The sequence below is a fragment of the Flavobacterium sp. N1994 genome, from assembly GCF_025947145.1.
GTDB lineage: Bacteria > Bacteroidota > Bacteroidia > Flavobacteriales > Flavobacteriaceae > Flavobacterium.
Genome location: NZ_CP109999.1, coordinates 3,145,920 through 3,170,226, shown reverse-complemented (window position 1 = coordinate 3,170,226; position 24,307 = coordinate 3,145,920). Strand labels below are relative to the sequence as shown.

24 protein-coding genes are annotated in these 24,307 nt (G+C 33.9%); 16 read left to right on the top strand and 8 right to left on the bottom strand.

Going from position 1 to position 24,307, the window contains the following annotated elements; genetic code table 11:
- The first annotated feature begins 65 nt into the window (after positions 1–65).
- Entirely contained in the window at positions 66–884 is an 819-nt protein-coding gene (gene kdsA, locus OLM53_RS14065) for a 3-deoxy-8-phosphooctulonate synthase (RefSeq protein ID WP_264520858.1), read from the top strand.
- Positions 885–895: 11 nt separating this feature from the next.
- Positions 896–1,756: a hypothetical protein gene (locus OLM53_RS14060; protein WP_264520857.1), complete on the top strand. Its 861-nt coding sequence runs from the start codon at positions 896–898 to the stop codon at positions 1,754–1,756.
- Positions 1,757–1,820: 64 nt separating this feature from the next.
- Here OLM53_RS14060 and OLM53_RS14055 read toward each other — a convergent pair whose 3' ends face one another.
- The gene (locus tag OLM53_RS14055) at positions 1,821–3,191 is read right to left on the bottom strand and encodes a M20/M25/M40 family metallo-hydrolase (protein ID WP_264520856.1); all 1,371 of its coding nucleotides are present in this window, start codon (positions 3,189–3,191) and stop codon (positions 1,821–1,823) included.
- 86 nt (positions 3,192–3,277) lie between these two features.
- On the opposite strand from OLM53_RS14055, the gene OLM53_RS14050 reads away from it, so the two are divergent.
- The 5 genes from OLM53_RS14050 to OLM53_RS14030 all read left to right on the top strand — a co-directional run bounded on the left by OLM53_RS14050 (position 3,278) and on the right by OLM53_RS14030 (position 7,358).
- The gene (locus OLM53_RS14050) at positions 3,278–3,886 is read left to right on the top strand and encodes a hypothetical protein (protein ID WP_264520855.1); all 609 of its coding nucleotides are present in this window, start codon (positions 3,278–3,280) and stop codon (positions 3,884–3,886) included.
- A 2-nt stretch (positions 3,887–3,888) separates the two neighbouring features.
- Entirely contained in the window at positions 3,889–4,185 is a 297-nt protein-coding gene (locus OLM53_RS14045) for a winged helix-turn-helix domain-containing protein (RefSeq protein WP_264520854.1), read from the top strand.
- A gap of 58 nt (positions 4,186–4,243) precedes the next feature.
- Complete coding sequence (locus tag OLM53_RS14040; RefSeq protein WP_264520853.1) at positions 4,244–4,972, top strand: DUF1361 domain-containing protein; 729 nt, start codon at positions 4,244–4,246, stop codon at positions 4,970–4,972.
- 223 nt (positions 4,973–5,195) lie between these two features.
- Positions 5,196–6,560: a cell envelope integrity protein CreD gene (gene creD, locus OLM53_RS14035; RefSeq protein WP_264520852.1), complete on the top strand. Its 1,365-nt coding sequence runs from the start codon at positions 5,196–5,198 to the stop codon at positions 6,558–6,560.
- 15 nt (positions 6,561–6,575) lie between these two features.
- Positions 6,576–7,358: an oxygenase MpaB family protein gene (locus tag OLM53_RS14030; protein WP_264520851.1), complete on the top strand. Its 783-nt coding sequence runs from the start codon at positions 6,576–6,578 to the stop codon at positions 7,356–7,358.
- Positions 7,359–7,403: 45 nt separating this feature from the next.
- On the opposite strand, the gene OLM53_RS14025 is transcribed toward OLM53_RS14030, so the two are convergent.
- From OLM53_RS14025 to OLM53_RS14010, 4 genes are read right to left on the bottom strand one after another with little or no spacing between them, the layout of a single operon-like run.
- Complete coding sequence (locus OLM53_RS14025; protein ID WP_264520850.1) at positions 7,404–8,438, bottom strand: o-succinylbenzoate synthase; 1,035 nt, start codon at positions 8,436–8,438, stop codon at positions 7,404–7,406.
- 2 nt (positions 8,439–8,440) lie between these two features.
- Positions 8,441–9,118: a metal-dependent hydrolase gene (locus OLM53_RS14020; RefSeq protein ID WP_264520849.1), complete on the bottom strand. Its 678-nt coding sequence runs from the start codon at positions 9,116–9,118 to the stop codon at positions 8,441–8,443.
- A gap of 16 nt (positions 9,119–9,134) precedes the next feature.
- On the bottom strand, positions 9,135–10,058 hold the full coding sequence (gene menA, locus OLM53_RS14015; protein ID WP_264520848.1) for a 1,4-dihydroxy-2-naphthoate octaprenyltransferase: 924 nt from the start codon (positions 10,056–10,058) through the stop codon (positions 9,135–9,137).
- A gap of 18 nt (positions 10,059–10,076) precedes the next feature.
- Positions 10,077–10,916, bottom strand: a complete 840-nt coding sequence (locus tag OLM53_RS14010) for a 1,4-dihydroxy-2-naphthoyl-CoA synthase (RefSeq protein WP_264520847.1) — start codon at positions 10,914–10,916, stop codon at positions 10,077–10,079.
- Between the two features lie 110 nt (positions 10,917–11,026).
- On the opposite strand from OLM53_RS14010, the gene OLM53_RS14005 reads away from it, so the two are divergent.
- The 3 genes from OLM53_RS14005 to OLM53_RS13995 all read left to right on the top strand — a co-directional run bounded on the left by OLM53_RS14005 (position 11,027) and on the right by OLM53_RS13995 (position 14,484).
- Positions 11,027–12,172 carry a C1 family peptidase gene (locus OLM53_RS14005; RefSeq protein WP_264520846.1) on the top strand — a complete coding sequence of 382 codons (1,146 nt, stop codon included), beginning with the start codon at positions 11,027–11,029 and terminating at the stop codon, positions 12,170–12,172.
- A 90-nt stretch (positions 12,173–12,262) separates the two neighbouring features.
- On the top strand, positions 12,263–13,507 hold the full coding sequence (locus tag OLM53_RS14000; RefSeq protein ID WP_264520845.1) for an MFS transporter: 1,245 nt from the start codon (positions 12,263–12,265) through the stop codon (positions 13,505–13,507).
- Positions 13,508–13,863: 356 nt separating this feature from the next.
- Positions 13,864–14,484, top strand: a complete 621-nt coding sequence (locus OLM53_RS13995; protein WP_264520844.1) for a hypothetical protein — start codon at positions 13,864–13,866, stop codon at positions 14,482–14,484.
- 65 nt (positions 14,485–14,549) lie between these two features.
- Here the strand turns inward: OLM53_RS13995 and OLM53_RS13990 are convergent, their stop codons facing one another.
- Positions 14,550–15,608: an NAD(P)-dependent alcohol dehydrogenase gene (locus OLM53_RS13990; RefSeq protein ID WP_264520843.1), complete on the bottom strand. Its 1,059-nt coding sequence runs from the start codon at positions 15,606–15,608 to the stop codon at positions 14,550–14,552.
- A 251-nt stretch (positions 15,609–15,859) separates the two neighbouring features.
- Between OLM53_RS13990 and lipA the strand changes: the two genes are divergently transcribed.
- Genes lipA through OLM53_RS13975 form a run of 3 tightly spaced genes read left to right on the top strand, consistent with a single transcriptional unit; the run spans position 15,860 to position 19,945 of the window.
- The gene (lipA, locus tag OLM53_RS13985; protein WP_264520842.1) at positions 15,860–16,729 is read left to right on the top strand and encodes a lipoyl synthase; all 870 of its coding nucleotides are present in this window, start codon (positions 15,860–15,862) and stop codon (positions 16,727–16,729) included.
- Between the two features lie 17 nt (positions 16,730–16,746).
- Positions 16,747–17,736: a type I glyceraldehyde-3-phosphate dehydrogenase gene (gene gap, locus OLM53_RS13980; RefSeq protein WP_264520841.1), complete on the top strand. Its 990-nt coding sequence runs from the start codon at positions 16,747–16,749 to the stop codon at positions 17,734–17,736.
- Positions 17,737–17,779: 43 nt separating this feature from the next.
- The gene (locus OLM53_RS13975; protein ID WP_264520840.1) at positions 17,780–19,945 is read left to right on the top strand and encodes an ATP-binding protein; all 2,166 of its coding nucleotides are present in this window, start codon (positions 17,780–17,782) and stop codon (positions 19,943–19,945) included.
- On the opposite strand, the gene OLM53_RS13970 is transcribed toward OLM53_RS13975, so the two are convergent.
- Together OLM53_RS13970 and lpxK are read right to left on the bottom strand one after the other, a co-directional pair.
- The gene (locus OLM53_RS13970) at positions 19,942–20,757 is read right to left on the bottom strand and encodes a purine-nucleoside phosphorylase (protein WP_264520839.1); all 816 of its coding nucleotides are present in this window, start codon (positions 20,755–20,757) and stop codon (positions 19,942–19,944) included. The genes OLM53_RS13975 and OLM53_RS13970 overlap by 4 nt on opposite strands.
- On the bottom strand, positions 20,729–21,748 hold the full coding sequence (gene lpxK / locus OLM53_RS13965; RefSeq protein ID WP_264520838.1) for a tetraacyldisaccharide 4'-kinase: 1,020 nt from the start codon (positions 21,746–21,748) through the stop codon (positions 20,729–20,731). Before lpxK ends, OLM53_RS13970 begins: the two co-directional genes overlap by 29 nt.
- Before the next feature lie 58 nt (positions 21,749–21,806).
- Between lpxK and OLM53_RS13960 the strand changes: the two genes are divergently transcribed.
- The 3 genes from OLM53_RS13960 to OLM53_RS13950 are packed head-to-tail and all read left to right on the top strand — an operon-like array spanning position 21,807 to position 24,289.
- Complete coding sequence (locus tag OLM53_RS13960; RefSeq protein ID WP_264520837.1) at positions 21,807–22,376, top strand: hypothetical protein; 570 nt, start codon at positions 21,807–21,809, stop codon at positions 22,374–22,376.
- Between the two features lie 35 nt (positions 22,377–22,411).
- A complete protein-coding gene (locus OLM53_RS13955; RefSeq protein WP_264520836.1) occupies positions 22,412–23,506 on the top strand; it encodes a Nif3-like dinuclear metal center hexameric protein in 1,095 nt (364 codons plus the stop codon).
- Between the two features lie 3 nt (positions 23,507–23,509).
- Entirely contained in the window at positions 23,510–24,289 is a 780-nt protein-coding gene (locus OLM53_RS13950; RefSeq protein ID WP_264520835.1) for a zinc ribbon domain-containing protein, read from the top strand.
- The last annotated feature ends 18 nt before the right edge of the window (positions 24,290–24,307 follow it).

Genomic DNA, 24,307 nt, shown 5'->3' with positions numbered 1-24,307 from the left:
TAACATATTCACTGCAACTATTTATCAAATAAATAGTAACTTTGCACGCGTAAAAAACACACACTATGAATATTCATTCTATTCCACAAATCAAACATACTGATAGTGGGAATTTCTTTGTACTCGCTGGACCATGCGCCATAGAAGGAGAAGAAATGGCAATGAAAATTGCTGAAAAATTAGTTACTATAACTGATAAATTACAAATCCCATACGTTTTTAAAGGATCGTTCAAAAAAGCCAATCGTTCTAGAATTGACAGTTTTTCTGGAATTGGTGATGAAAAAGCTTTAAAAATACTTCGCAAAGTTTCGGAAACTTTTCATATTCCAACTGTAACCGACATACATACCAATGAAGATGCCGACATGGCTGCCCAATATGTTGATGTATTACAAATTCCTGCCTTTTTAGTTCGTCAAACGGATTTAGTGGTGGCTGCTGCCAATACCGGTAAAGTAGTCAATCTGAAAAAAGGACAGTTCATGAGTCCAGAAAGTATGAAACACGCTGTTCAAAAAGTATTGGATTGTAATAATCAAAATGTAATGGTTACCGATAGAGGAACTATGTTTGGGTATCAAGATATGATTGTAGATTTTCGTGGTATTCCAACCATGCAAAATTATGCAACGACCGTTTTAGATGTAACCCATTCATTACAACAACCTAATCAAACCACTGGAGTAACCGGAGGAAGACCCGATATGATTGAAACCATTGCCAAAGCTGGAATTGTTGTTGGTGTTGATGGTATTTTCATAGAAACCCATTTTGACCCAGCACATGCTAAAAGTGATGGTGCCAATATGCTGCATTTGGATTATTTTGAAGGTCTAATGACAAGGCTAGTAGCTATCCGAAAAACAATTAATCAATTTTAATATAATACGCTTTGAAAAAAATAGTTTTATTTTCGTTCCTAACAGTTTGTGTCTTATCACAAACCATTTCTGCTCAAGAAAAAGCAGTTAATCCTGAAAAATATACCGCACACAACAAAGGCAAGATGTACATTTATTGGGGTGGAAATCGCGAAAGCTTTTCTAAATCTGACATTCATTTTAAAGGCCCTGATTATGATTTTACACTTTACGATGTAGCCGCTGAAGACAAACCAAAAGGATGGCAGATAGATTATGTAAATCCTTCAAGAATGACGATACCACAAACCAATTTTAGAATAGGGTATTTCATCAATGACCATTATAATATTTCCTTAGGTTTAGATCACATGAAATATGTAATGATTCAAAATCAAACGGCTAACATTGGTGGTGTTGTTGGCGCTTCTTATCCTAATTTTCAAGGCACTTATTTAGAGTCGGGAAATCATACTATAGACTTAAGTGATGAAAAATTTCTAACCTTTGAACATACTGATGGATTAAACTATGTAAACACAGAAATTTCAAGAGTAGATGATGTTTCTAAACTTTTTCATTTACCAAATACTGATAAGTTTCAAGTAAACATAACAGAAGGTATTGGTGGCGGTTTTTTATATCCAAAAACAAACGCTAAACTACTAGAAAAAGAACGTCATGATGATTTCCATGTTTCAGGATTTGGTTTATCGGCAAAAGTGGGGATTAATCTAACTTTCTTTAAATACTTTTTTGTTCAAGCCGAATTAAAAGGAGGCTATATCGATATGCCAGATATCCGAACTACTTTTGATCCAGCAGATAGAGCTTCACAACATTTTTATTTTTTACAAAGAATTATTGCTTTTGGAGGAATATTTAAAATATAAAGCATCGCACAAAAATAAAAAACGTCCCAAAAATTGGGACGTTTTTTTATTGTTTAAGACTGAACTAATCAATCCCATATTGGTCAAATAAATACATCAATGAAGCCATAGTTGCAGCACCAAGTTCTAATTCTCTTTTATTCACAGCATCAAATGTATCATTCGCAGCGTGATGATAATCAAAATAACGCTGAGAGTCCGGCGCCAATCCAGCTTTTACAATTTTTGCAGAAGTTAAATGTCCAATATCTGAACCCGTTCCACCAATAGTAAAACTTTGAATTAAATAAGGGTCAAATAAATATTTCCAATTGTTTACTTTTTCAAAATTGGCTGCATCACATTCAAAAGTAAATCCTCTTGGGGAAAATCCTCCGGCATCACTTTCGAGAGCAAAAATGTGATTTTCTTTATTCTGCTTTGCTAACTCTTCGTATTTTTTTCCGCCCTTTCCTCCGTTTTCTTCATTTATGAAAAGTACAGCTCTAATCGTATTTTTGGGTTTATAGTTTAATTTTTTAAATAACTCTAAAACTTCCATGCTTTGTACCACACCAGCTCCATCATCTTGAGAGCCATCTGCTAAATCCCAAGAATCAATGTGTCCTCCAACAATCATAATTTTTTCAGGATGTTCAGAACCTGTAATCTCTCCAATAACATTATAAGAAAGAACATCTTCAAATGTTTGACAAGATAACTTCATATAGAATTTTAAACCACTATTCCCTTTTAATTTTTTGCTCAATAGTTCAGCTCCATTTGTACTGATAGCAGCTGTTGGGATATATTTTTCTTTTGGTAAATCACCATAACTTTGCGCACCCGTATGCGGAAAATCATCTAATCTGAAGTTCATGGAACGAACTATCGTAGCCGCTGCCCCATATTTTGCAGCTTCTTTAGCACCATAGAATCTTTGATCAACACAATTCCCATAGGATTTAAAAGCATCAATATTTTCGGGTTCAAAGGGTCTGTTATAGAAAACTATTTTTCCTTTAATTTTTTCAGTTCCAAGGATTTCTAGTTCTTTCAAGCTATGAACTTCTATAACCTCAGCTGTCAATCCATTTTTTGCGGTAGCAATAGAACCTCCAAGTGCACAAATGGGAATAGCAGTTTTTGTTTTATTATCCAAAATATAAGCCGTTTCTTTTTCACCCCTTACCCATTTTGGTACCATCACTTCTTGAAGATATACTTTATCCAATCCTAAAGTTTCTAGTTTTGATTTTGCATAAGCAATCCCTTTTTCAGCACTAACCGAACCTGATAATCTAGAACCAATTTTATTAGACAAATCATCTAACCAGGAATAACAATTGGAATTGGTTAACGAAAAAGTATAGATATCCTTAAACATTTGTTGGTCTTTGCTTTGGGAATACACTACAGAAGTAAGGAATAATGTGAAAAGTGCGATTTTTTTCATGGGAAATATTTTCATCAAAAATAAATGAAAAAACATTTGGTCAATGAAAAATATTTTATTTACTTTGTTTTTCAAAGTACTTTAAAATGGAAAACGAAAAATACCTTAAAGACATACAAGACATTAAACAAATGATGTCACAATCAACACAGTTTATTTCCTTAAGTGGTTTATCCGGAATTCTCGCTGGAATTTATGCATTGATTGGAGCCTTTATAGTTAACTACCTTTTGGAACAAAATAAATATGATGTTGTTATCATTGAAGGGCAGACATTTAAGTTGATTGTTTTAACAGCTTTAGTAGTTTTGTTGTTATCATTAACAACCGCTTTCCTGATGACTAAACAAAAAGCCAAAAAAGTGGGAGAAAAAGTTTGGAATGCTTCCTCCAAAAGATTGCTCATAAATTTCTGTATTCCTTTGTTCACTGGTGGAATTTTTGCTTTACTCCTATTGCGTCATGAAGTATATGGTTTGATTGCTCCGATAACATTAATATTCTACGGATTAGCTTGTTTAAATGCTAGCAAATACACCTTAAAAGATGTTCGTTATTTAGGCATCACCGAAATCATTCTTGGACTTATAGCAGTTGAATTTTCAGGATATGGATTGTATTTTTGGGTATTAGGTTTTGGCATTTGTCACATCATTTATGGAGCGATGATGTATTTTAAATATGATAGAAATTAATTTTGAAAAACATCATTCAAAATATCAACAAAGCCTTTGATCACCGAATTCGTTTGGGCATTATGTCGATTTTGATGGTGAACGAGAGTGCCGATTTTAATACGCTCAAAGAATTGCTTGGTGTCACAGACGGAAATTTAGCTAGTCATGCCAAAGCACTGGAAACCGAGGAATACATTATGATTGAAAAGCAATTTATTGGTAAAAAACCAAATACAAAATACATGGCAACACCTGCTGGGAAGAAGGCTTTTAAAGACCATATTGAAGCCTTAGAAAAATTGATCTCAAAAAGTTAACTCTATTTTTTTATAATTAAACTTTGAAATTCAAAGTACTTTTAAATACATACATGTTATGGACAAAATCTTATCGGTTTATTTATTAGATAAAAAACAAAATTCTATTTTAATACTATTAGCCTTGCTATCATTGGGTTTAATGCTGTTACGTGTTAAACTCACACGTGAAATCTATTTACTTTTTCTGCTCTGGAATTTGTTTTTAGCTTATATCCCCTATTTTTTGTCGAGTAAAATTAAGACTAGTATTCCTGGTACTTTATCTTTTTATTTCATAGGAATAACTTGGTTGCTTTTCTTGCCAAACTCCTTTTATTTAATAACGGATTTTGTTCATCTACATCACTTTAATAGTTATCAATATCTCTTTGATATTTTGCTGTTAACTTCCTTTACAATTGCAGGATTCTATGCTGGAATACTTTCACTGTTTGATATACATCATCTATTACAAATGAAATACAGCTTTAAAAAAAGCTGTTTCTTGATTGGAGTTAGTATTTATCTATCGGCATTTGGTATTTATCTTGGTAGAATATTGCGCTTTAACAGCTGGGATATCATAAGACATCCTTTTACGCTTTTTTACCATAGTTGGAAAAGCATTCAAAATAGTGAAACTCTTTTATTCACATTGGTTCTTGGCACTCTCATCTTTCTTATTTATGGCATTTCATATTCGTTTAACAACAAAAAAATCAACTGGAAAATTTTCAACCTATTTAGCCATTATCTCTTTTGGAATTGGCACTTTATTCCTAATCGCCAATCTCCTATTTCCTAAAGTGGATCAAATTTTAATTTTTGGATTCTTATATCTACTACTAGCAATAGTACTGAACGTAATCGCATTAATCAATTTAATTTATCAATTCTCAATCTACCAACAAGAAAGAGAAACCATAGCCATTAGAATATTGATTTTACTGGCTAATATTCCTATTGCCTTCTTTTATGCAAACATTGTATTTCACAACAATTTATTCTAACTAAAAACAATTAAAATTATGGAAATTTCAAAAAATGAAGAAATTCAAAACAACGAACCAAAATCCTTTTTTCAATCTACTACAGCCAAAATGCTAATGGTAGGATTTTTAACGCTTGTCTTATTAATTCCGTTATTCTTCGTGCAAGATTTAATCCGAGAACGTTCGGTACGAAAAATGGAAATGGTGGATGAAGTAACTAATTTATGGGGAAAAGACATTCTATTTTATGGACCAATTCTTCGTATTCCCTATACGAGCTATGAAGCTTATAATGTAACTAATTCTAAAACTGGGGTAACTACTATTGAAAGAAAAGCAATATCAAATTATGCCTATTTCTTCCCAAATGAATTGAAAAACACTTCAAACATCAAGAAAAACGAATCGCTTAAACGGGGGATTTTCAACCATGTCGTTTTCACGGCTGATATGAATTTTAAAGGAAGTTTCTCGAATCCCAACTTTTCAAAATTGAATATTGCTGAAGAAAACATTCAATGGGATAAAGCAACTGTACTAGTAAAAACTACGAATCTAAAAAGCATCAAAAGCGAATTAAAAATTCAGCTGAATAGTGATAAATTTTCATTTGAACCTCAAAATAATGACAAAAGCGAATACAGTGTTTTAGCCACCAATAACTTCGACTATAAAACATTAGTCAACAAAGAAAAAATCGATTTTAATTTTACTATTACCTATAACGGAAGTAATAGTGTAGAATTTATTCCTATTGGAAAGACAACTCAAGTGAGTGTGGATTCTGATTGGGAATCGCCTAGTTTTGACGGCTCATTTGCTGCAAGCGACACTACAAAAACTATAAATAAAAAAGGATTTCACGCCGATTGGAAAATTCTCGATATCAACAGAACCTTTTCGCAACAATATGCTAATGCTCTACCTGATTTAGATGATTATCTTTTCGGAGTAAAATTAATTCAAACCGTAGACGAATACCAACAGAACGAACGTGCTTCTAAATATGGTTTTCTAGTAATTGGATTAACCTTTTTAATCTTCTTTTTGATACAATCCGTTAGCAAAATAAACATTCATATTTTCCAATATTCAATGATTGGTTTGGCGCTGATTATGTTCTACACCCTATTGATTTCCATAACTGAACACAGTACCTTTAGTTTTGCCTACAGCATCGCTGGTGCTTCTGTAGTGGCGATGATAACCCTCTATTCCATTTCCATATTAAAAAATAGAAAGTTTCCCATGTTTATAGGTATTTCGCTTTCAGTGTTATATACGTTTATCTATGTTATTATTCAAATGGAAGATTATGCTTTACTGGTTGGAAGTATAGGATTGTTTGCCATATTAGGTGCTGTGATGTATTTTTCCAGAAAAATTGATTGGAGTAAATAATAAAATTATAACCCTATGGAAACCAAAAAAGAAATAGTAGACTTTGTGAATAAAGGTTCTGTTGTTAGAAAAATCTGGGGAAATAGTGACACCATTCTTTTCATTTTTGCTGGAGCTTCTGCCGAATTTGCACTAAACAAAGCAGTAGATTGGCTCTATTATACAGGAAAATTACCTTCAGATCCTTTAGGGAGATTGTTTTCGACAGTTAGTTACGCTAGGAAAATAGTCTTTTCGTCAACAGAGGAAGCTAATAAAGCTATTGATACGATGAGACAAATACACGCAGCTGTAGAACACAATCGAGGAGCAACAATTCCTGACTGGGCCTATCGTGATGTGTTGTTTATGCTAATTCATTATTCTATCGCTTCGTACGAACTTTTAGAAAGAAAATTGAAGGAGGATGAAAAAGAGGAAGTCTATAATGTCTTTTATCGTGTGGGAAAAAGAATGGGATTATCCGAATTACCAAAAACTTATACCGAATGGCTTCCTGTGAGAGAATCTCATTTGATAGAAAACCTAAAAGCCAGCAAATATACTTTTGACCTATTCAAACAATACAAAAAACACTTAGGCATTTTTAGATACAAAGTACTAATTGAAGCTCAAAAACTAGTTGTTCCAAAACGGGTAAAAAAGTTATTGTATCTGAATAATTCCTCTTTGTTATCGATTGCGATTCCAGTTTATAAATTGAGTCGGAATATAAAAATGAACCAATTTTTAAAAAATTTATTACTCCCACCTGATTATAAAATTGAAATAAGGGAACTGGATATTCATCCCGTTTAAAGTAAATTTTATTCCTTAAAAGCCTGCTTCTTGGAGCAGGTTTTTTTATATAGTAAAGTTCCAGTTTCTTGTTGTATCATACCAAAGTTGTCCATCATAAACCGTCAAAGGAGAATCAAAATTATTGGTATATAAACTTCCCGTTCCTAAACCTTGTGGCATCGAATTATTTTGTAAAAAAGTAAATTGGGCAATCGCATTTAAACCTACATTACTTTCCAATGCAGAAGTAATCCACCAACCGATATTGTATTTTTTTGCCAATGCAATCCATTCTAAAGTTCCTCTAAATCCGCCGATGAAACTGGGCTTCAAAATGATGTATTGGGGCATCACTTTTTGCAATAATTCTTCTTTACTTTCCAATGAAAATATTCCAATTAGCTCTTCGTCCAAAGCTATAGGAATTGTCGTGCTTTTACACAAAACTGACATCGTGTCAGTCTGATTTTTTTTAATTGGTTGTTCAATACTATGTAATTTAAAACCAGTTAGTTGTTTTATTTTAAATAAAGCATCATTTGAATCAAAAACACCATTGGCATCGACTCTGATTTCAATTGTTTTTTCATCAAAATTTGCTCTAATAAAGCGTAATAAATCTAATTCTTTATCAAAGTCTATGGCTCCAATCTTAAGTTTTATACAGCTAAAACCTTGCTCGATTTTGCCTTCAATTTGGGCTTTCATGAAGTCTTCATCCCCCATCCAAATCAATCCATTTATGGAAATACTTTTAATGCTTTTTACAAAATCGGAAGGAAATAATTCGAAGGGAGTTTCACTTTTCAAAGACAAAAAAGCCATCTCTACTCCAAATTGAATTGAAGGAAATTCGATTAATTCTTCCCAAAGTTTTTGTTCTCCAAGATGGATATTTTCGCAAGTCCATTTTAATTTTTCTTCATAATCGGGTCTATCATCCGCACTCAATCCACGAAGAATTCCACACTCTCCTATTCCCTTTTTACCTTCTTTTTCTAAGATGATAAACCAAGTTTCTTTATCGGTTAAAATGCCTCTTGAAGTTCCTGAGGCTTGTTTAAAATGAAGTATGTATTTGAAGTAAGAAGCTTTCATTATTAAAGCGAAATGCTTTCTCCAATATCTAAAAGCATTAAATCTTTTCCGGCATCAAAGAACTTCTTTTTGGCTTCATCATGATTAATTACAATAAATCCGAATGTATCAAAATGCACTCCTAATACTTTATCACATTGGACAAAATCTGCGGCAATAATAGCATCTTCAACATCCATTGTAAAATTATTTCCAATGGATAGTATTGCTAAATCTAATTTAGTTCTCATTGGAATAAGTTTCATATCCATAGTAAGAGCGGTATCTCCAGAAATATAGATGTTTTTATGCTCACCTTCGATTACAAAACCTGCAGGATTACCACCATAACTTCCGTCTGCAAAAGAACTGCTATGCACTGCATTGACTAATTTCACTTTTCCAAAATCAAATTGCCAACTTCCGCCATGATTCATGGGGTGGTATTTTAATCCTTTATTTGCAAAATGAACCGCCACTTCATAATTTGCTACAATAACCGCATCTGTTCGTTTAGCTATAGCTTCTGCATCAAGAGTATGATCATTATGAGCATGCGTAAGTAGTATATAATCTGCTTTTAACACATTGATATCAATATGAGAAGCCTTGGGATTTCCAGTAATAAAAGGGTCTACTAAAATATGTTTACCGCTTACTTCAATTCCAATACAAGCGTGTCCGTAGAATGTAATTTTCATGGCAAATGATTTTTTATTAAATGTAATTAACCAATAAGTCTGAAATAAAATAGATTAAGCTCAAAGCCAATAAAACCGATAGAAAAAATGTGCTTAAGGCTAATTTCTTCAACTCTGGATCCAATAATTTTGGGTTTCTATTTTTTTTCACTCTGTTTAGATGCGATAGTAATGGCAAATAGGCTCCTAAAAAAATATATTGATCGAAATGAAAATTATTCAAAATAGCAAAAATAACAACTAGAATCATTGCAGAAATCACTAAAAAGTAATGATATTTTTTTGCCCATTCACCGCCTTTTTTAACCACAACTGTATTCTTACCTGCTTTTCTATCGCTTTCTTCATCTCGCATATTGTTAAGATTCAAAACCCCTACGCTTAAAAAGCCTATAGCTGTCGCTGGAAGTAGCAATAGCCAATCTATTTCTTTAGAAAACATGAAATAAACACCAAAAGTACTAACCAAACCAAAGAAAATAAAAACAAACAAATCGCCATAACCTCTATAACCATATGCTCCTTTTCCAACAGTATAACGAATAGCAGAGGCAATTGCCAAAACCCCTAAAAACAAAAAGATAAAGGAATAAAGCAAGTAACTTTCTTTGAACGCACAATAAATCAGTAAAATGGCAAAACACAAAGTAACAAAGGATGTTAGTATTATGGCATTTTTCATAGCAAATGGAGTAATAGCTCCTTTTTGAATCGCTCGTTTTGGCCCCACCCTATCATCGTTATCCGTTCCTTTTACACCATCACCATAATCATTTGCAAAATTGGAAAGTATTTGTAATCCTAACGTTGTTAGCAAAGCAAAAACGACAATTTTCCAATTAAACATAGCTTGTGACATGGCATAAAAACTACCCACAATAATTCCTGATACCGAAAGTGGTAAAGTACGAAGTCTCGCCGCTTCAATCCAGTGTTTCATTTTTTTATTTTTAATGTTTTATGGCAACCACTTTTTTTCAAAGTTAGGTTTTCTTTTTTCTAAAAAAGCATCTCTTCCTTCTTTTGCTTCGTCAGTCATATAAGCTAATCTTGTAGCTTCACCAGCAAAAACTTGCTGTCCTACCATTCCATCATCTGTTAAATTCATAGCGAACTTCAACATTTTTATGGATGTCGGTGATTTTGCTAAGATTTCTTGTGCCCATTCGTAAGCAGTATCTTCTAATTCAGCGTGAGGAATAACCGCATTTACCATTCCCATTTCAAAAGCATCTTGAGCGGAATAATTTCTTCCTAGAAAAAATATTTCACGTGCCTTCTTTTGTCCTACCATCTTGGCCAAATAAGCAGAACCATAACCTCCATCAAAACTAGTTACATCGGCATCCGTTTGTTTGAAGATAGCATGTTCTTTACTAGCTAATGTTAAATCGCAAACCACATGTAAACTATGTCCGCCACCTACAGCCCAACCTGGCACAACACAAATAACAGCTTTTGGCATAAAGCGAATTAAGCGTTGTACGTCCAAAATATTTAGTCTGTGGTAACCATCATCGCCTACATAGCCTTGATGTCCTCGCGCTTTTTGATCTCCGCCTGAACAAAATGACCAAATGCCGTCTTTAGAACTTGGTCCTTCAGCAGAAAGCAAAACAACCCCAATAGAAGTATCTTCTTGAGCATCTTGAAATGCTTGTAGCAATTCGGATGTGGTTTTTGGTCGGAAAGCATTGCGAACATCAGGACGATTGAAAGCTATTCTCGCAACACCATTGCATTTTTTATAAGTGATGTCTTCAAAATCTTTAACTGTTTTCCAATGAATTGAACTCATGTAAATGCTAAAATTTGTTAAAATAAAAATCGAAAAAATAAATTGGTCTATTTTAGCGTAAAAATAAATCATTTTTTAGTCTTAACTACAAAAACAAATAGTAATTCCTTATGAACAAATCAATAATTTATGTTGCTTCCTTATTCCTCAGCTTTACTGGAATAGCTCAGACTTATGAATTTCATACCATTAAAGATATTGAAGCCACTCCTGTAATCTCTCAGGATAAAACAGGAACTTGTTGGAGTTTTGCTACAACTTCCTTTCTAGAAGCAGAAATCATCCGTTTGACTGGAAAGAAAATCGACCTATCGGAAATGTATAATGTTCGTAACACTTATCTGGATAAAGCCGAAAACTATGTGATGCGTCAAGGAAAAGCACAGTTTGGAGAAGGCGGATTAAGCCATGATGTGATTAATAGCGCTAAAAAATATGGTGTGGTTCCCGAAAGCAATTTCATTGGAAAAACAAACCCAGATTTGAAATACAATCACAATAAAATGGAAGCCGAATTAGAAGTGGTGGTTAAAAAAGCAGTAGCTGAAACCCCTAAAAAATATCCAAATTGGAAAGCGGATTATGCTACTATTTTAGATACTTACATGGGGAAATTTAATGAAGAGGATAAGATTATTTTACCTAATCAATCTATCGACAATAAGGAAGCTTCAGGAGAAAAAGCAGTAACGCCAAAGCAGTTTTTGTCTACTACTAAATTAAATTTAGATGATTACATTACCATAACTTCCTATATCAACCAACCTTTCTACTCCAAATTTATTTTAAACATCCCAGATAATTTTGCTAATGGCATATTCTACAACTTGCCTTTAGATGAATTTATGCAAAATATTGATAATGCTATTACTAAAGGATTTACAGTAGCTTTGGATACCGATGTAAGTGAAGCTACTTTCTCTGAAGAAAATGGTATAGCTGTCATTCCGGAAAATGCTGCTGACTCGGAAACTATTTTAAAAGAAATTAAACCCGAAAAAAATATTACTCCAGAATACCGTCAAGCGGAATTTGAAAATTACGACACCCAAGACGATCATTTGATGCACATTGTTGGAAAGGTAGAAGATCAAAAAGGGGATGTGTTTTACAAAGTAAAAAACTCTTGGGGAGCCAATTCAGGGAGAGATGGTTTTATGTATATGAGTGTTTCTTATTTGAGGTTAAAATCGATATCGGTCATGTTGCATAAAGATGGCTTGACTAAAAAAACTAAAGCAGCTTTGAGAGTATAACCTAAAAACAAATTATCACATTTCAAGAAACCTGGAGGAATTCAATTCTTTCAGGTTTTTTGTTATATTTAACCAACTAAAACCAACCTGATGAGAACCTTTACCCGTCAAGAGAAGATTAAAATTCTCTTTAGTTTCCCTGTTATTATTGCTGCTTTGGGCTATTTTGTTGATATCTATGACTTGCTGCTTTTTGGTATCGTACGCATTCCAAGTTTGAATGATTTGCATTTGGATGCCGATAAAGTAGGGACAATGATTATTAACTACCAAATGACCGGAATGATACTTGGTGGAATTTTATGGGGAGTCTTTGGGGATAAAAAAGGGAGGCTTTCGGTTTTATTTGGATCCATATTAGTGTATTCTTTAGCGAATATTGCTTGTGGATTTTTACCCCAAATGAACTTTGGTGACAAGGCGATGATTTATGCTTGGTTGCGCTTTATCGCTGGAGTGGGTTTAGCAGGGGAACTGGGTGCTGGAATCACCTTGGTTTCTGAAACGTTACCTAAAGAATTACGTGCTATTGGCACTTCTCTTGTGGCAGGATTTGGCGTTCTCGGTGCGGTAGTGGCTCAGTTTACTGTAGAGCTATCTGGAAGTTGGTCAACGGCTTATTTTATTGGAGGCGGATTGGGATTGGTATTATTAGTATTGCGTATTAGTGTTGCTGAGAGCGGTATCTTCAAAACGGTCAAAGAAAACACAACCATAAAACGAGGAGATTTTTTATCTTTTTTTACCAAAAGAGCATTGTTTGTCAAATACCTAAAATGCATCTTAATAGGAGTTCCTATTTGGTATTGCATCGGGATTATAGTCTTTATGGCGAACCAGTTTGCTCCTGAGATGGGTATTGCTTCTATAAATCCTGGGAAGGCCATTATGTGGACATACATTATGACTTCAATTGGGGATTTCTCTTCCGGATTTATATCTCATGCGTTGCGTTCGCGAAAGAAAGCCATATTGTATATGCTCCTTTTTACGGTTGTTGGACTTGCCCTACTCCTTTTTAGTGGCAACAAAAGCGAGAACATGTACTACTTTTATTGTGGGTGGATTGGTTTGGGCACTGGATTTTGGGCAATGTTTGTTACGTTGGCTGCAGAACAGTTTGGCACCAATTTACGAAGCACTGCTACTACGAGTGTCCCTAATATGGTAAGAGGGGCCGTTCCATTGATGTTGATTGGTTTTGATTATTTGAAACATAGCCATACGGTTATTATTTCGGCCGCTATTGTTGGGGCTGTAGTCTTTAGTATGGGACTTTATGCTGTACTTACTATCAGTGAAACTCATAACTGCGAAATGGATTTTGTGGAGTAATGAAATGACTTTTTTAGTGTCTGGTTAGATACTAATAACCTCTTATTTTACTATTTAAGTCTCAAATTTGATATTAATAATCTATTATTTTACTCTTATAGCCTCTAATTAGATACTAATAACCTCTTATTTTACTCTTATAGCATCTAATTAAATAATAATAATCTATTATTTGATACTATTTTATACTACGAAGAGTCTTTTTGCTGTTTAGAAGAAACTCAAAGTGTCAAAGAAGATAAAAACAGTATCAAAAGAACTCTTTTCATTTGCGACTAACATTAGGCAATTAATGTGAGTAACAACAGAAAAAAAATTAGAAATTACACTACTTTTGCGCCATCTAAAATACATTTATGAATTCTGATTATTTACAATGGATTGGCTATGTGGCTTCGGTGATTATTGTGTTATCAATGATGATGCCCTCTATAATTAAGTTTCGGTGGATTAATTTGGTTGGGGCTTTGCTGTTTTCTATATATGGTTTTTTGATTCAGGCGATTCCAGTTGGAGTGCTGAATGGGATTATTGTTTTGGTGGATGTTTACTATTTGTGGCTCATCTATTCCAAGAAAGAAACCTTTGAAATTCTAGAGATTAATGCTAGTAGTGAGTATTTGAAGCGCTTTTTGAAATTCCATGATGCCCGTATTCAAGTATATCGTCCTGGTTTTAGTTATAAGCCAGATGACAATACGGTTAGTTTTTTTATTCTGAGAAATATGGCTGTGGCAGGTTTCTTTTTGGCTCACCGAAGTGAAGGCTCTGTACTTAATGTAGATTTAGATTATGTCTTGCCCGAATACAAAGATTTTAAGAATGGAAAGTACATTTATTTTCAACTGAAAGATCAATTTATTGCTGCTGGCTTTACCCGAGTGGTGGCAGAAGGAAATAACAAACGCTATTTTAATTATTTGAAAAAACTCGGTTTTACCGAAGTGAAAAAAGGTGTTTATCAAAAAGACCTTTAGTGGATTTGTTATAAAAGAAAAAAAGCAGCCTCAAGGCTGCTTTTTTGTTTATGATTGTATTCCAATTAATTTTTTAGAGAAGCCATATCAATTACGAAACGGTAACGTACATCACTTTTCAGCATTCTTTCGTAGGCCTCATTGATGTCTTGCATTTTGATGATTTCGATTTCGGATACGATATTATGTTCGCCACAGAAGTCTAACATTTCTTGTGTTTCCGCTATCCCTCCTATTAAAGATGCTGCCACAGATTTTCTTCCCATGATTAGCGGAACAGTATTTAAAATTGGTTCTAATCCACCTAAATACCCTACCAAAACAAGCGTTCCACTGATTCCTAAAGTAGTGATATATGGATTTACATCATGTACATAAGGAACGGTATCAATAATCAAATCGAATTTCCCAGCAACAGAAGCCATGAGAGCGTCGTCTGTGGAGTTGATTACCGCATCGGCACCTAGTTCTAAAGCATCTTTTTCTTTGCCTGGTGTTCTTGAAAATAAAGTTACTTCGGCACCTAATCCTTTGGCTAATTTGATAGCCATGTGTCCTAATCCACCTAAACCTACTACCGCTACTTTACTCCCTTTACCTACTTTCCAGTGGCGTAATGGAGACCAAGTGGTGATTCCGGCACAAAGCAAAGGGGCTACTGCTGCTAAATCTAAATTGGCTGGTACTTTCAAAACATATTTCTCATCTACCACTACTTTTTCAGAATAACCGCCGTAAGTCATCCCGCCAAGGTGTTTGTCAGCACTGTTATAAGTCCCCACCCATCCGTTTAAGCAATATTGTTCAAGGTCTTGTTGGCAACTGCTGCAAGTTCGGCAAGAATCAACCAAACAGCCAACTCCAGCAAAGTCTCCTACTTTTAATTTGGTTACACCACTTCCTACTCTAGTTACTTTTCCGATAATTTCATGTCCAGGAACAGCTGGATATGAAGTAAATCCCCAATCGTTTCTAGCCGTATGCAGATCAGAGTGACAAACGCCACAATAAAGGATTTCGATTTCAATATCATTGTCAAGAACATCTCTTCGTTCAATATTCATTTGACTTAATGGAGCATCAGGCGCTCCTGTTCCGTATGCTTTTACATTTGGTGTTGCCATATTGGTGTTGTTATAAATTATTTTTTTATTTGATTTTGAAAGGTAACATTTATTCCTTGTTACAGCAAGTGTCCATTGATAGTATTTGCAAATAGTGATATAATTCACTTTTCTGTTTTAGGGTTATTAAGTTAAACACTCAATAGATAAATTTGTACTGTAAACACAATCTCAAAAAGAAAAAAATCCAAATGGTGTTAACGCCATTCTAAGATTTACCTTTGTATCTTTGTAGCGCAAAAAATTGGAATATGGAAACCGTTTTAGACACTAATTTACCTGTAGGCAAGCCTAAATGGCTTAAAGTTAAATTACCTATTGGTCAAAAATACACTGAACTTCGTGGCTTGGTTGACAAGTACAAACTAAATACTATTTGCACTTCAGGCAGTTGTCCTAATATGGGCGAATGTTGGGGAGAAGGAACGGCTACCTTTATGATATTGGGAAATATTTGCACCCGTTCTTGTGGATTTTGTGGTGTAAAAACAGGACGTCCAGAAACGGTAGATTGGGATGAACCCGAAAAAGTGGCTCGTTCTATCAAAATTATGAAAATCAAACATGCTGTTATTACTAGTGTGGATCGTGATGATTTGAAAGATATGGGTTCTATCATTTGGTTAGAAACAGTCCAAGCTATTCGCAGAATGAATCCAGAGACTACCTTAGAAACTTTGATTCCAGATTTCCAAGGAGTAGAAAGAATCATTGACCGAATTGTAGAAGCCAATCCTGAAGTGGTATCGCATAATGTTGAAACCGTTCGCCGTTTGACGCGAGAAGTTCGTATTCAGGCGAAATATGATAGAAGTTTGGCTGTATTGAAATACTTAAAAGCACAAGGCATTAGAAGAACCAAATCGGGCATCATGCTAGGTCTTGGGGAAACCGAAGAAGAAGTAATTCAAACCATGCGTGATTTGAGAGATAATGATGTGGATATCGTTACTATTGGACAGTATTTACAACCCAGCAAAAAACACTTACCTGTTAAAGAATACATCACTCCAGAGCAATTTGAGAAATATGAAAAGCTTGGAAAAGAAATGGGATTCCGTCATGTAGAAAGTGGCGCTTTAGTACGTTCCTCTTATCATGCCGAGAAACATATTCTTTAGCCTTAACAATAACAAAATTGAAAACAAAAATCGCCATTAATGGTTTTGGAAGAATTGGAAGAAACTTATTCCGATTGCTTTTGAACCACCCTAGTATTGAAGTTGTTGCTATTAATGATATTGCTGACAATAGAACGATGGCGCATTTGATAAAATACGACAGTATTCATGGAGTTTTGCCCTATGAGGTTTCCTTTGATGATAATTCAATCATAGTAGATGGTAAGCACTATTCGTTTTATCATGAAAGAGACATTCGTAATTTAAGTTGGAATGGCGTTGACTTTGTGATTGAAAGCACAGGGAAGTATAAAACTTTTGAAGACATAAACTTACATCTTTTGGCTGGAGCCAAAAAAGTAATTCTTTCTGCTCCTTCAGAAGTTCCAGAAATTAAAACGGTGGTTCTTGGTGTTAATGAAAACATATTAGATGGCACCGAAAAAATAGTTTCCAATGCTAGCTGTACTACCAACAATGCAGCTCCGATGATTAAAATCATTGATGAACTTTGTGGTATTGAGCAAGCTTACATCACCACGGTTCACTCCTACACAACCGACCAAAGTTTACATGATCAGCCTCATAAAGATTTGCGTCGAGCCCGTGGAGCTAGTCAATCTATTGTACCAACAACTACAGGTGCTGCGAAAGCATTGACGAAAATTTTTCCGGATATGGAAGGAAAAATCGGAGGAAGCGGGATTAGAGTTCCTGTTCCTGATGGTTCTTTGACTGATATTACTTGTTATGTAAAAAAAGAAGTCTCCATTGACCAAATCAATACTGCTTTCAAGAACGCATCACAAACTTCATTAAAAGGAATTTTAGATTATACTGAAGACCCTATTGTTTCTGTAGACATTATTGGAAACAAGAACTCTTGTTTATTTGATGCGCAACTAACTTCTGTAATAGGTAAAATGGTTAAAGTGGTAGGTTGGTATGACAACGAGATTGGGTATTCTAGCCGAATTATTGACTTAATTCTTTTGTTAAAAAAATAAATTCCCTACTTTTAGCATCCTGTAATTTTATTTGCAACGCTAAATGAAGTGGATTTGTATTTTACTATTTCTTCCAATTGTCTTATTTGGACAAAAGAAATCGGCTAAAGAAGTCGATAGTGTTTCTTATTTTATTCAGTTAGCCAACTTCAACAAAAAGACCAACAATTATAAATCTGCACTTGCTTTTTCACAAAAGGCATACAATTACGCCAAACAGAATAAAAATGTAAAAGGTCAAGCGAATGCTATGTTTTCTTTGGGTTTGACTTACTTTGACTTAAAGAAAATGAACGATGCCATTGAGACTTTTAATAAAAGTGCTGAATTATATGGTGTGCTTCGTCCCTCTACAGATTATGCTTTGTGCTACTACAATATTGGTCTTTGTTATATGAATTTAGAAGAGTTCAGCAAAGCCGAAATTAATTTTAACAAAGCCCAATCGATTTATACTATTTTAAAAATTGACACCACTCAGTTTTTGAATTTGCAAAAAGGAATATTGTATAAAAACAATGGACAAACCGATTTGGCGTCTAAATTATTCAATGAAATTATTTCCAAAGACGATTCAAAAGATATTTTCAAAACCAAAGCTGAAGCTTATTACCAATTAGGAACTATTGAAGAAACATTAAATCACAATAATTTAAGTGCTAATTATTTCAGTAGAGCTTTACGATTGAGTGAACAGGATAAAAATTTAGATCAAAAAGTTAAAATTTTATTGGAACTAAGTAAAGTTTATGAAAGATTATTAGACCTGAAAAAATCATATGCTTATTTAAAAGAGCATCTCAATTTGAAGGATAGTCTTTTGCATTTAAACAATCAAAAATTAGATGTGAATGATTATGTAGATTTTAAGGAAAGTGAGCGTTTAAAGGCTATTGATCAGATGACCAAAGAAAACGAGGCCCAACAAAAAACAAATCGTTTTGCTAAACTGATTACCATCTTAGCTATTTCTCTGATTACGATTTTATCTCTTTTGAGTTTGTCTTTATACAAAAACAACATCATCCGAAGTCAATCAAATACTGTTTTAAAAGAGAAAAACTTTGAGTTGCAAATTGCCAAAGACAATGCTGAGAAAGCATCAAAAGCAAGAGCCGAATTCTTATCGACTGTAAGTCATGAGTTAAGGACACCTTTAAATGCTATCAACGGAATTACCCATTTATTGTTGGAAGACAATCCAAAACAAAATCAGTTGCATTATTTGAATTCTCTTAAGTTTTCGGGCAACTATTTATTGACATTTATTAATGAGATTTTAGAAATCAACCGAATTGAATCTAGTAATATAGAGATTGAGTATATTGATTTTAACATCAAGCAATTGCTTACCGATATTCAAAATTCAATGGCGGAAATCGCATCAAAGAACAATAATAAATTTACGTTAGAAATTGACGAAAATATACCAGACATTCTATTGGGCGACCCAACAAAGCTTTCTCAAATCTTCATTAATTTGATTAATAACGCACTGAAGTTTACTAAAAATGGTGAAGTTGCTGTTATAGCTAAATTAGTGGAAACTGGTGATGACTTTTCGAGAATCAATTTTGCTGTACGCGATACAGGTATAGGCATCCCTGAAGAAAAACAAGAAACCATTTTTGAAAGTTTCTCTCAAGGTTCTATCGAAATCAACAGAAAATATGGCGGTACTGGTTTAGGCTTGACTATCGTAAAAAAACTAGTCGATTTATTGGGGGGAGAAATCAATTTAACTAGTAAAGTTGGTATTGGGACTACTTTTGACTTTGAAATCAATTTACTTCATGGCACAGAAGAAGTGGTGGTTGAAAAAGTGAAATTATACTCGGACGATATCTTAAAAGGCAAACACATTTTGGTTGTAGAAGACAATAAGATCAATCAAATGGTCACCAAAAAAATGTTAGAGAAAAAAGGAATCACTTGCCAAATTATAGACAATGGTGAAGATGCTGTTGAGATACTCTCTAAGGAAAACCCGTTTGATTTAGTCTTGATGGATGTCCATTTACCAGGGATTAATGGTACTATTGCCACTCAAAAGGTTAGAGAATACGACATCAAAAAACCAATTATAGCCCTAACTGCTATTTCGTTAAACGAAAATAGAGAAATGCTGTTATCTTTTGGAATGACAGATGTTATTACGAAACCTTTTGAACCCGAAAATCTTTATCGGATTATTGCTGCTAATCTTTAGAATTGTAAAATTAACTCTTTGATTAATTTTCTAACATGAGGTTCGGCTTTGGCTGCAGCTTTCAGCACTTCATCATGGCTTACATCTTCCATACTTGATTCAACATCACCCATATCAGTAATTACAGACAATCCAAAACAATCCATATCCATGTGACGAGCAACTATTACTTCGGGAACCGTTGACATTCCGACACAATCGGCACCAAGAATTTTTACCATTTTATATTCGGCAAACGTTTCAAATGTTGGGCCTTGCAAACCAAGATAAACACCATCGTGAAGGGTAATGTTGTTTTCTGTAGCTATTGATTTTGCTTTAGCTATCATCGCTTTATTGTAAGCTTCATTCATATTCAAAAACCTTGACCCAAAGCGAGGGTCGTTTTTTCCACGTAATGGATGTTCGGGAAACATATTGATATGATCTTTGATAACTACTACAGAACCTACTTCATAATCAGAATTCACACCACCTGAAGCATTTGAAACAATAAGTTTAGTTACGCCAAGATATTTCATTACTCGAACAGGAAACGTAACTTGTTTCATATCATATCCTTCATAAAAATGAAAGCGGCCTTGCATGGCCATCACTTTTTTATCTCCAATACTTCCAAAAACCAAAGCGCCTTTGTGACCTTCAACAGTGGAAACTGGGAAATTAGGTATTTCGTTATAGGGTAATGTAAATTCTATAGTGATATCTTCGGTAAAATTTCCTAATCCCGAGCCTAAAATGATACCATACTCAGGGGAAAAATTAGTTTTGTTTTTAATATAACTAACGGTTTCTTGTACTAGTTCCCACATAATTTAAAATAGTTTGATCAAAAGTCTCTTGATTCACAAGAAGTTTGCTTTTGATAGGTAAATAATATAATTGTGCTTTCAATAATTCAGCCTCCAAACGTACAAAATCTTTTTCAGTTGTAATGATGATTTTATTTTTGGCGCATTCTTTAATACGGTTAATTTCACTTTCGGTAAAATGATGATGATCATCAAAAGTCATCGTTTCATCCTTTTCAGCTTGTAAAAATTGAAAGAAAGGTTTTGGATTGGCAATGCCAGCAAGCAGTATTTTTTGTGTGGCTTTAACCTCTCCTATTGTTAGATTTTCAGCATCATTATAAACTTTATCATCATAATCAATACAGCTAAAAAAGATTGGCAAATTAATTCCTATTTTCTTTTTAATATTTTCTTGTTCTTGTATAGAAAGGTCTGAGGGACATTTAGTAACTATTATTAGATTAGCTCTTTTTGCTCCATCACGGCTTTCACGAAGATTCCCAGTTGGCAAGATAAAATCATCAGAAAATAAATCACCGTAAGCCGTTAAAAGAATATAAAAACCTGCTTTAACCTTTCTGTGTTGAAAGGCATCATCTAACAAAATAATTTCAGGTTTTGAAGATTGTGCCAATAATTGTTCTATCCCATTCTTTCTATTAGCATCAACGGCTACTTGAATGTTGGAGAATTTTTTATAATACTGAAATGGTTCGTCTCCAATGGTTTCAGCAGTCGCCTTTTCATTGGCTAAAATAAATCCTTCTGATTTTCTTTTATACCCTCTGCTTAATGTGGCTACTTTATATTTTGGAGAAAGCAACCGAATTAAATACTCAATCTGAGGAGTTTTTCCAGTGCCACCAACGTTAAGGTTCCCAACGGCAATTACTGGAATATCGAAAGAATAGGATTTGAAAATCCCTTTATCGTAAAGATAATTTCTTAAAGAAGTGATAAAACCATACAATATGGCAAAAGGAAAGAGTAATTTTCGCAACAAAATCATACTACGAAAGTAACGATTTTTTATATTTGAATGAAATTATTCGATTTATACAATACAAATGAAACCCCAATTACTAAAAACCCTCTTTGTTTTACTATTGATTTCACCAGTTGCCTTTACGCAAGAAGCAGAGAATTCGGCTATTTTAAAAATTATTTTTTCAAAATATTATAAAGACGAAAAAGTCATCGCCAAAGGAAGGTTACAACTCTTAAGTTTTTATTGTAAAAAAGCACCTAATAATGAGGAAGTCTTAGAAGTAATCTCTAAAAGCGAATTTCTAAAAAAGAATGCCTCCGAGATCAAAAAACAAATTGTTATTGGCATAGATGAAGATTGGTCGGCAGCCTACAATATGTTGTTTGACAATCAAAATCAATATTTAAAAAGTAAAGTAAATAACTGTTTGTCTTTGGAAGAATTTCAAGCGGCTTATGCCAAACACGGAGAAAACAACCAGCGCTTGATGATTATTAGTAAACCCATTTATTTTGCTAACGGAAACAATGCTTTAGTAAAAGTAGCCTTCTACAGAACCATTGAACACAATAGTGGTAGCTATTTGTTATTGGAAAAAGTAAATGGTGTGTGGACGATTAAAGAATATTTAAACCAATGGGCAACATAAACTGTATTCCCTCAAAGTAGGCCTATAAAAACAATATGAAGATAAAAGAAATCCTCCCGATACTAGAAGAAATGGCTCCTCTGGCATATGCCGAAGACTTTGATAATGTAGGCTTGCTTGTAGGTGATGCAAATTGGGAAGCCACAGGCATCTTGGTTTGTCATGATGCTTTAGAAAGTGTAATTGATGAAGCCATTGCTAAAAAATGCAACCTAATAGTTTGTTTTCATCCTATTATCTTTTCTGGTTTAAAGAAAATCACAGGCAAGAATTATGTAGAGCGTTCTGTTCTTAAAGCCATTAAAAATGATATTGCTATTTATGCAGTACACACCGCTTTAGACAATCATAAAAATGGAGTAAACAAAATATTCAGCGATGCTTTAGGTTTGGTGAACACCAAAATCTTAGTGCCAAAACAAAACTTCATACAAAAACTAGTGACTTATACCATTCCAGAAAATGTAGAAGCACTACGCAACGCTTTATTTGATGCTGGAGCTGGGAAAATTGGCAACTATGAAGATTGCAGTTTCAATTCGAAAGGAATCGGGACCTACATGGGCAATGAAGATAGTAATCCAGAAATTGGAGAACGTTTTGAATTTGTAGAAAATGAAGAAATCAAAATTGAAGTCACATTTGAAAAACACTTACAATCCAAAGTGTTGAAAGCGCTCTTTAAAAATCATGTTTATGAAGAAGTGGCTTATGAAATTTACAATTTGCAAAATACGCATCAAAATATTGGTTTGGGCATGATTGGCGAATTAAAAAACCCAATGAGTGAAACCGACTTTCTATCTTTTGTTAAAGAAAAAATGCAATGTGGTGGCATTCGACATAGCGCTTTACTGGGAAAACCAATAAAAAAAGTAGCAGTGCTTGGAGGTTCAGGAAGTTTTGCCATCAGTAATGCTAAACAAGCTGGTGCTGATGCATTTTTGACCTCAGATTTAAAGTACCACAACTTTTATGAAGCTGAAAATCAATTGGTTTTAGCTGATATTGGTCACTTTGAAAGTGAAAGATTTACAAAAAATTATATTGTTGATTTTCTTAAGAAAAAAATCCTTAATTTTGCAATCATTTTTTCGGAAGAAAATACAAATCCTGTTAAGTACTTATAAAATATGGCGACTACAAAAGAACTAAGTGTTGAAGACAAATTGAGAGCTATCTACGACCTGCAAATCATAGATACAAGAATTGATGAAATCAGAAACGTTAGAGGAGAATTACCTTTAGAAGTGGAAGATTTAGAAGATGAAGTTACTGGTTTAAGCAACCGTCTAGATAAATTAAAAAGTGATTTAGTAGTTATTGAAGACCAAATCAAAGCTAAAAAAATTGCCATTGATGATCATCAAGCTGCTATTAAAAAATACACAGAACAACAAAAAAACGTTCGTAACAACAGAGAATTCAACTCTTTAACTAAAGAAGTAGAATTTCAAGAATTAGAAATTCAATTAGCTGAAAAACAAATCAAAGAACTTAAGGCTTCTATTGATCACAAAAAAGAAGTAATCAGTTCTTCTAAAGAAAAATTGGACCAAAAATCTACACACTTAAAACACAAAAAAGCCGAACTAAACGACATCATGGCTGAAACTCAAAAAGAAGAAAGCTTCTTGATGGAAAAATCAGCTGAGTTTGAAGCTCAAATCGAAGAAAGATTATTAGCGGCTTACAAAAGAATCCGTTCAAGCGTTCGTAATGGTTTAGCCGTTGTATCTATTGAGCGTGGTGCTTCTGCTGGTTCGTTCTTTACCATTCCACCACAAACACAAGTGGAAATTGCTGCTAGAAAGAAAATCATCACCGATGAACATTCTGGAAGAATATTAGTAGATGCTTCTTTAGCAGAAGAAGAAAGAGAAAAAATGCAAAAATTATTTGCTCACCTATAATAATTAATCCCGATTCAT

Coding starts and splice junctions, on each gene's coding strand:
- OLM53_RS13960 (WP_264520837.1), top strand. CDS start 21,807: ATGAAACCCCAATTACTAAAAACCCTCTTTGTTTTACTATTGATTTCA.
- kdsA (WP_264520858.1), top strand. CDS start 66: ATGAATATTCATTCTATTCCACAAATCAAACATACTGATAGTGGGAAT.
- OLM53_RS14050 (WP_264520855.1), top strand. CDS start 3,278: ATGGAAAACGAAAAATACCTTAAAGACATACAAGACATTAAACAAATG.
- OLM53_RS14055 (WP_264520856.1), bottom strand. CDS start 3,191: ATGAAAAAAATCGCACTTTTCACATTATTCCTTACTTCTGTAGTGTAT.
- OLM53_RS14020 (WP_264520849.1), bottom strand. CDS start 9,118: ATGAAAATTACATTCTACGGACACGCTTGTATTGGAATTGAAGTAAGC.
- OLM53_RS13990 (WP_264520843.1), bottom strand. CDS start 15,608: ATGGCAACACCAAATGTAAAAGCATACGGAACAGGAGCGCCTGATGCT.
- menA (WP_264520848.1), bottom strand. CDS start 10,058: ATGAAACACTGGATTGAAGCGGCGAGACTTCGTACTTTACCACTTTCG.
- OLM53_RS14005 (WP_264520846.1), top strand. CDS start 11,027: ATGAACAAATCAATAATTTATGTTGCTTCCTTATTCCTCAGCTTTACT.
- OLM53_RS14010 (WP_264520847.1), bottom strand. CDS start 10,916: ATGAGTTCAATTCATTGGAAAACAGTTAAAGATTTTGAAGACATCACT.
- OLM53_RS14030 (WP_264520851.1), top strand. CDS start 6,576: ATGGAAACCAAAAAAGAAATAGTAGACTTTGTGAATAAAGGTTCTGTT.
- OLM53_RS13950 (WP_264520835.1), top strand. CDS start 23,510: ATGGCGACTACAAAAGAACTAAGTGTTGAAGACAAATTGAGAGCTATC.
- OLM53_RS13970 (WP_264520839.1), bottom strand. CDS start 20,757: ATGTGGGAACTAGTACAAGAAACCGTTAGTTATATTAAAAACAAAACT.
- OLM53_RS13955 (WP_264520836.1), top strand. CDS start 22,412: ATGAAGATAAAAGAAATCCTCCCGATACTAGAAGAAATGGCTCCTCTG.
- OLM53_RS13975 (WP_264520840.1), top strand. CDS start 17,780: ATGAAGTGGATTTGTATTTTACTATTTCTTCCAATTGTCTTATTTGGA.
- lpxK (WP_264520838.1), bottom strand. CDS start 21,748: ATGATTTTGTTGCGAAAATTACTCTTTCCTTTTGCCATATTGTATGGT.
- creD (WP_264520852.1), top strand. CDS start 5,196: ATGGAAATTTCAAAAAATGAAGAAATTCAAAACAACGAACCAAAATCC.
- lipA (WP_264520842.1), top strand. CDS start 15,860: ATGGAAACCGTTTTAGACACTAATTTACCTGTAGGCAAGCCTAAATGG.
- OLM53_RS14000 (WP_264520845.1), top strand. CDS start 12,263: ATGAGAACCTTTACCCGTCAAGAGAAGATTAAAATTCTCTTTAGTTTC.
- OLM53_RS14040 (WP_264520853.1), top strand. CDS start 4,244: ATGGACAAAATCTTATCGGTTTATTTATTAGATAAAAAACAAAATTCT.
- OLM53_RS14025 (WP_264520850.1), bottom strand. CDS start 8,438: ATGAAAGCTTCTTACTTCAAATACATACTTCATTTTAAACAAGCCTCA.
- OLM53_RS13995 (WP_264520844.1), top strand. CDS start 13,864: ATGAATTCTGATTATTTACAATGGATTGGCTATGTGGCTTCGGTGATT.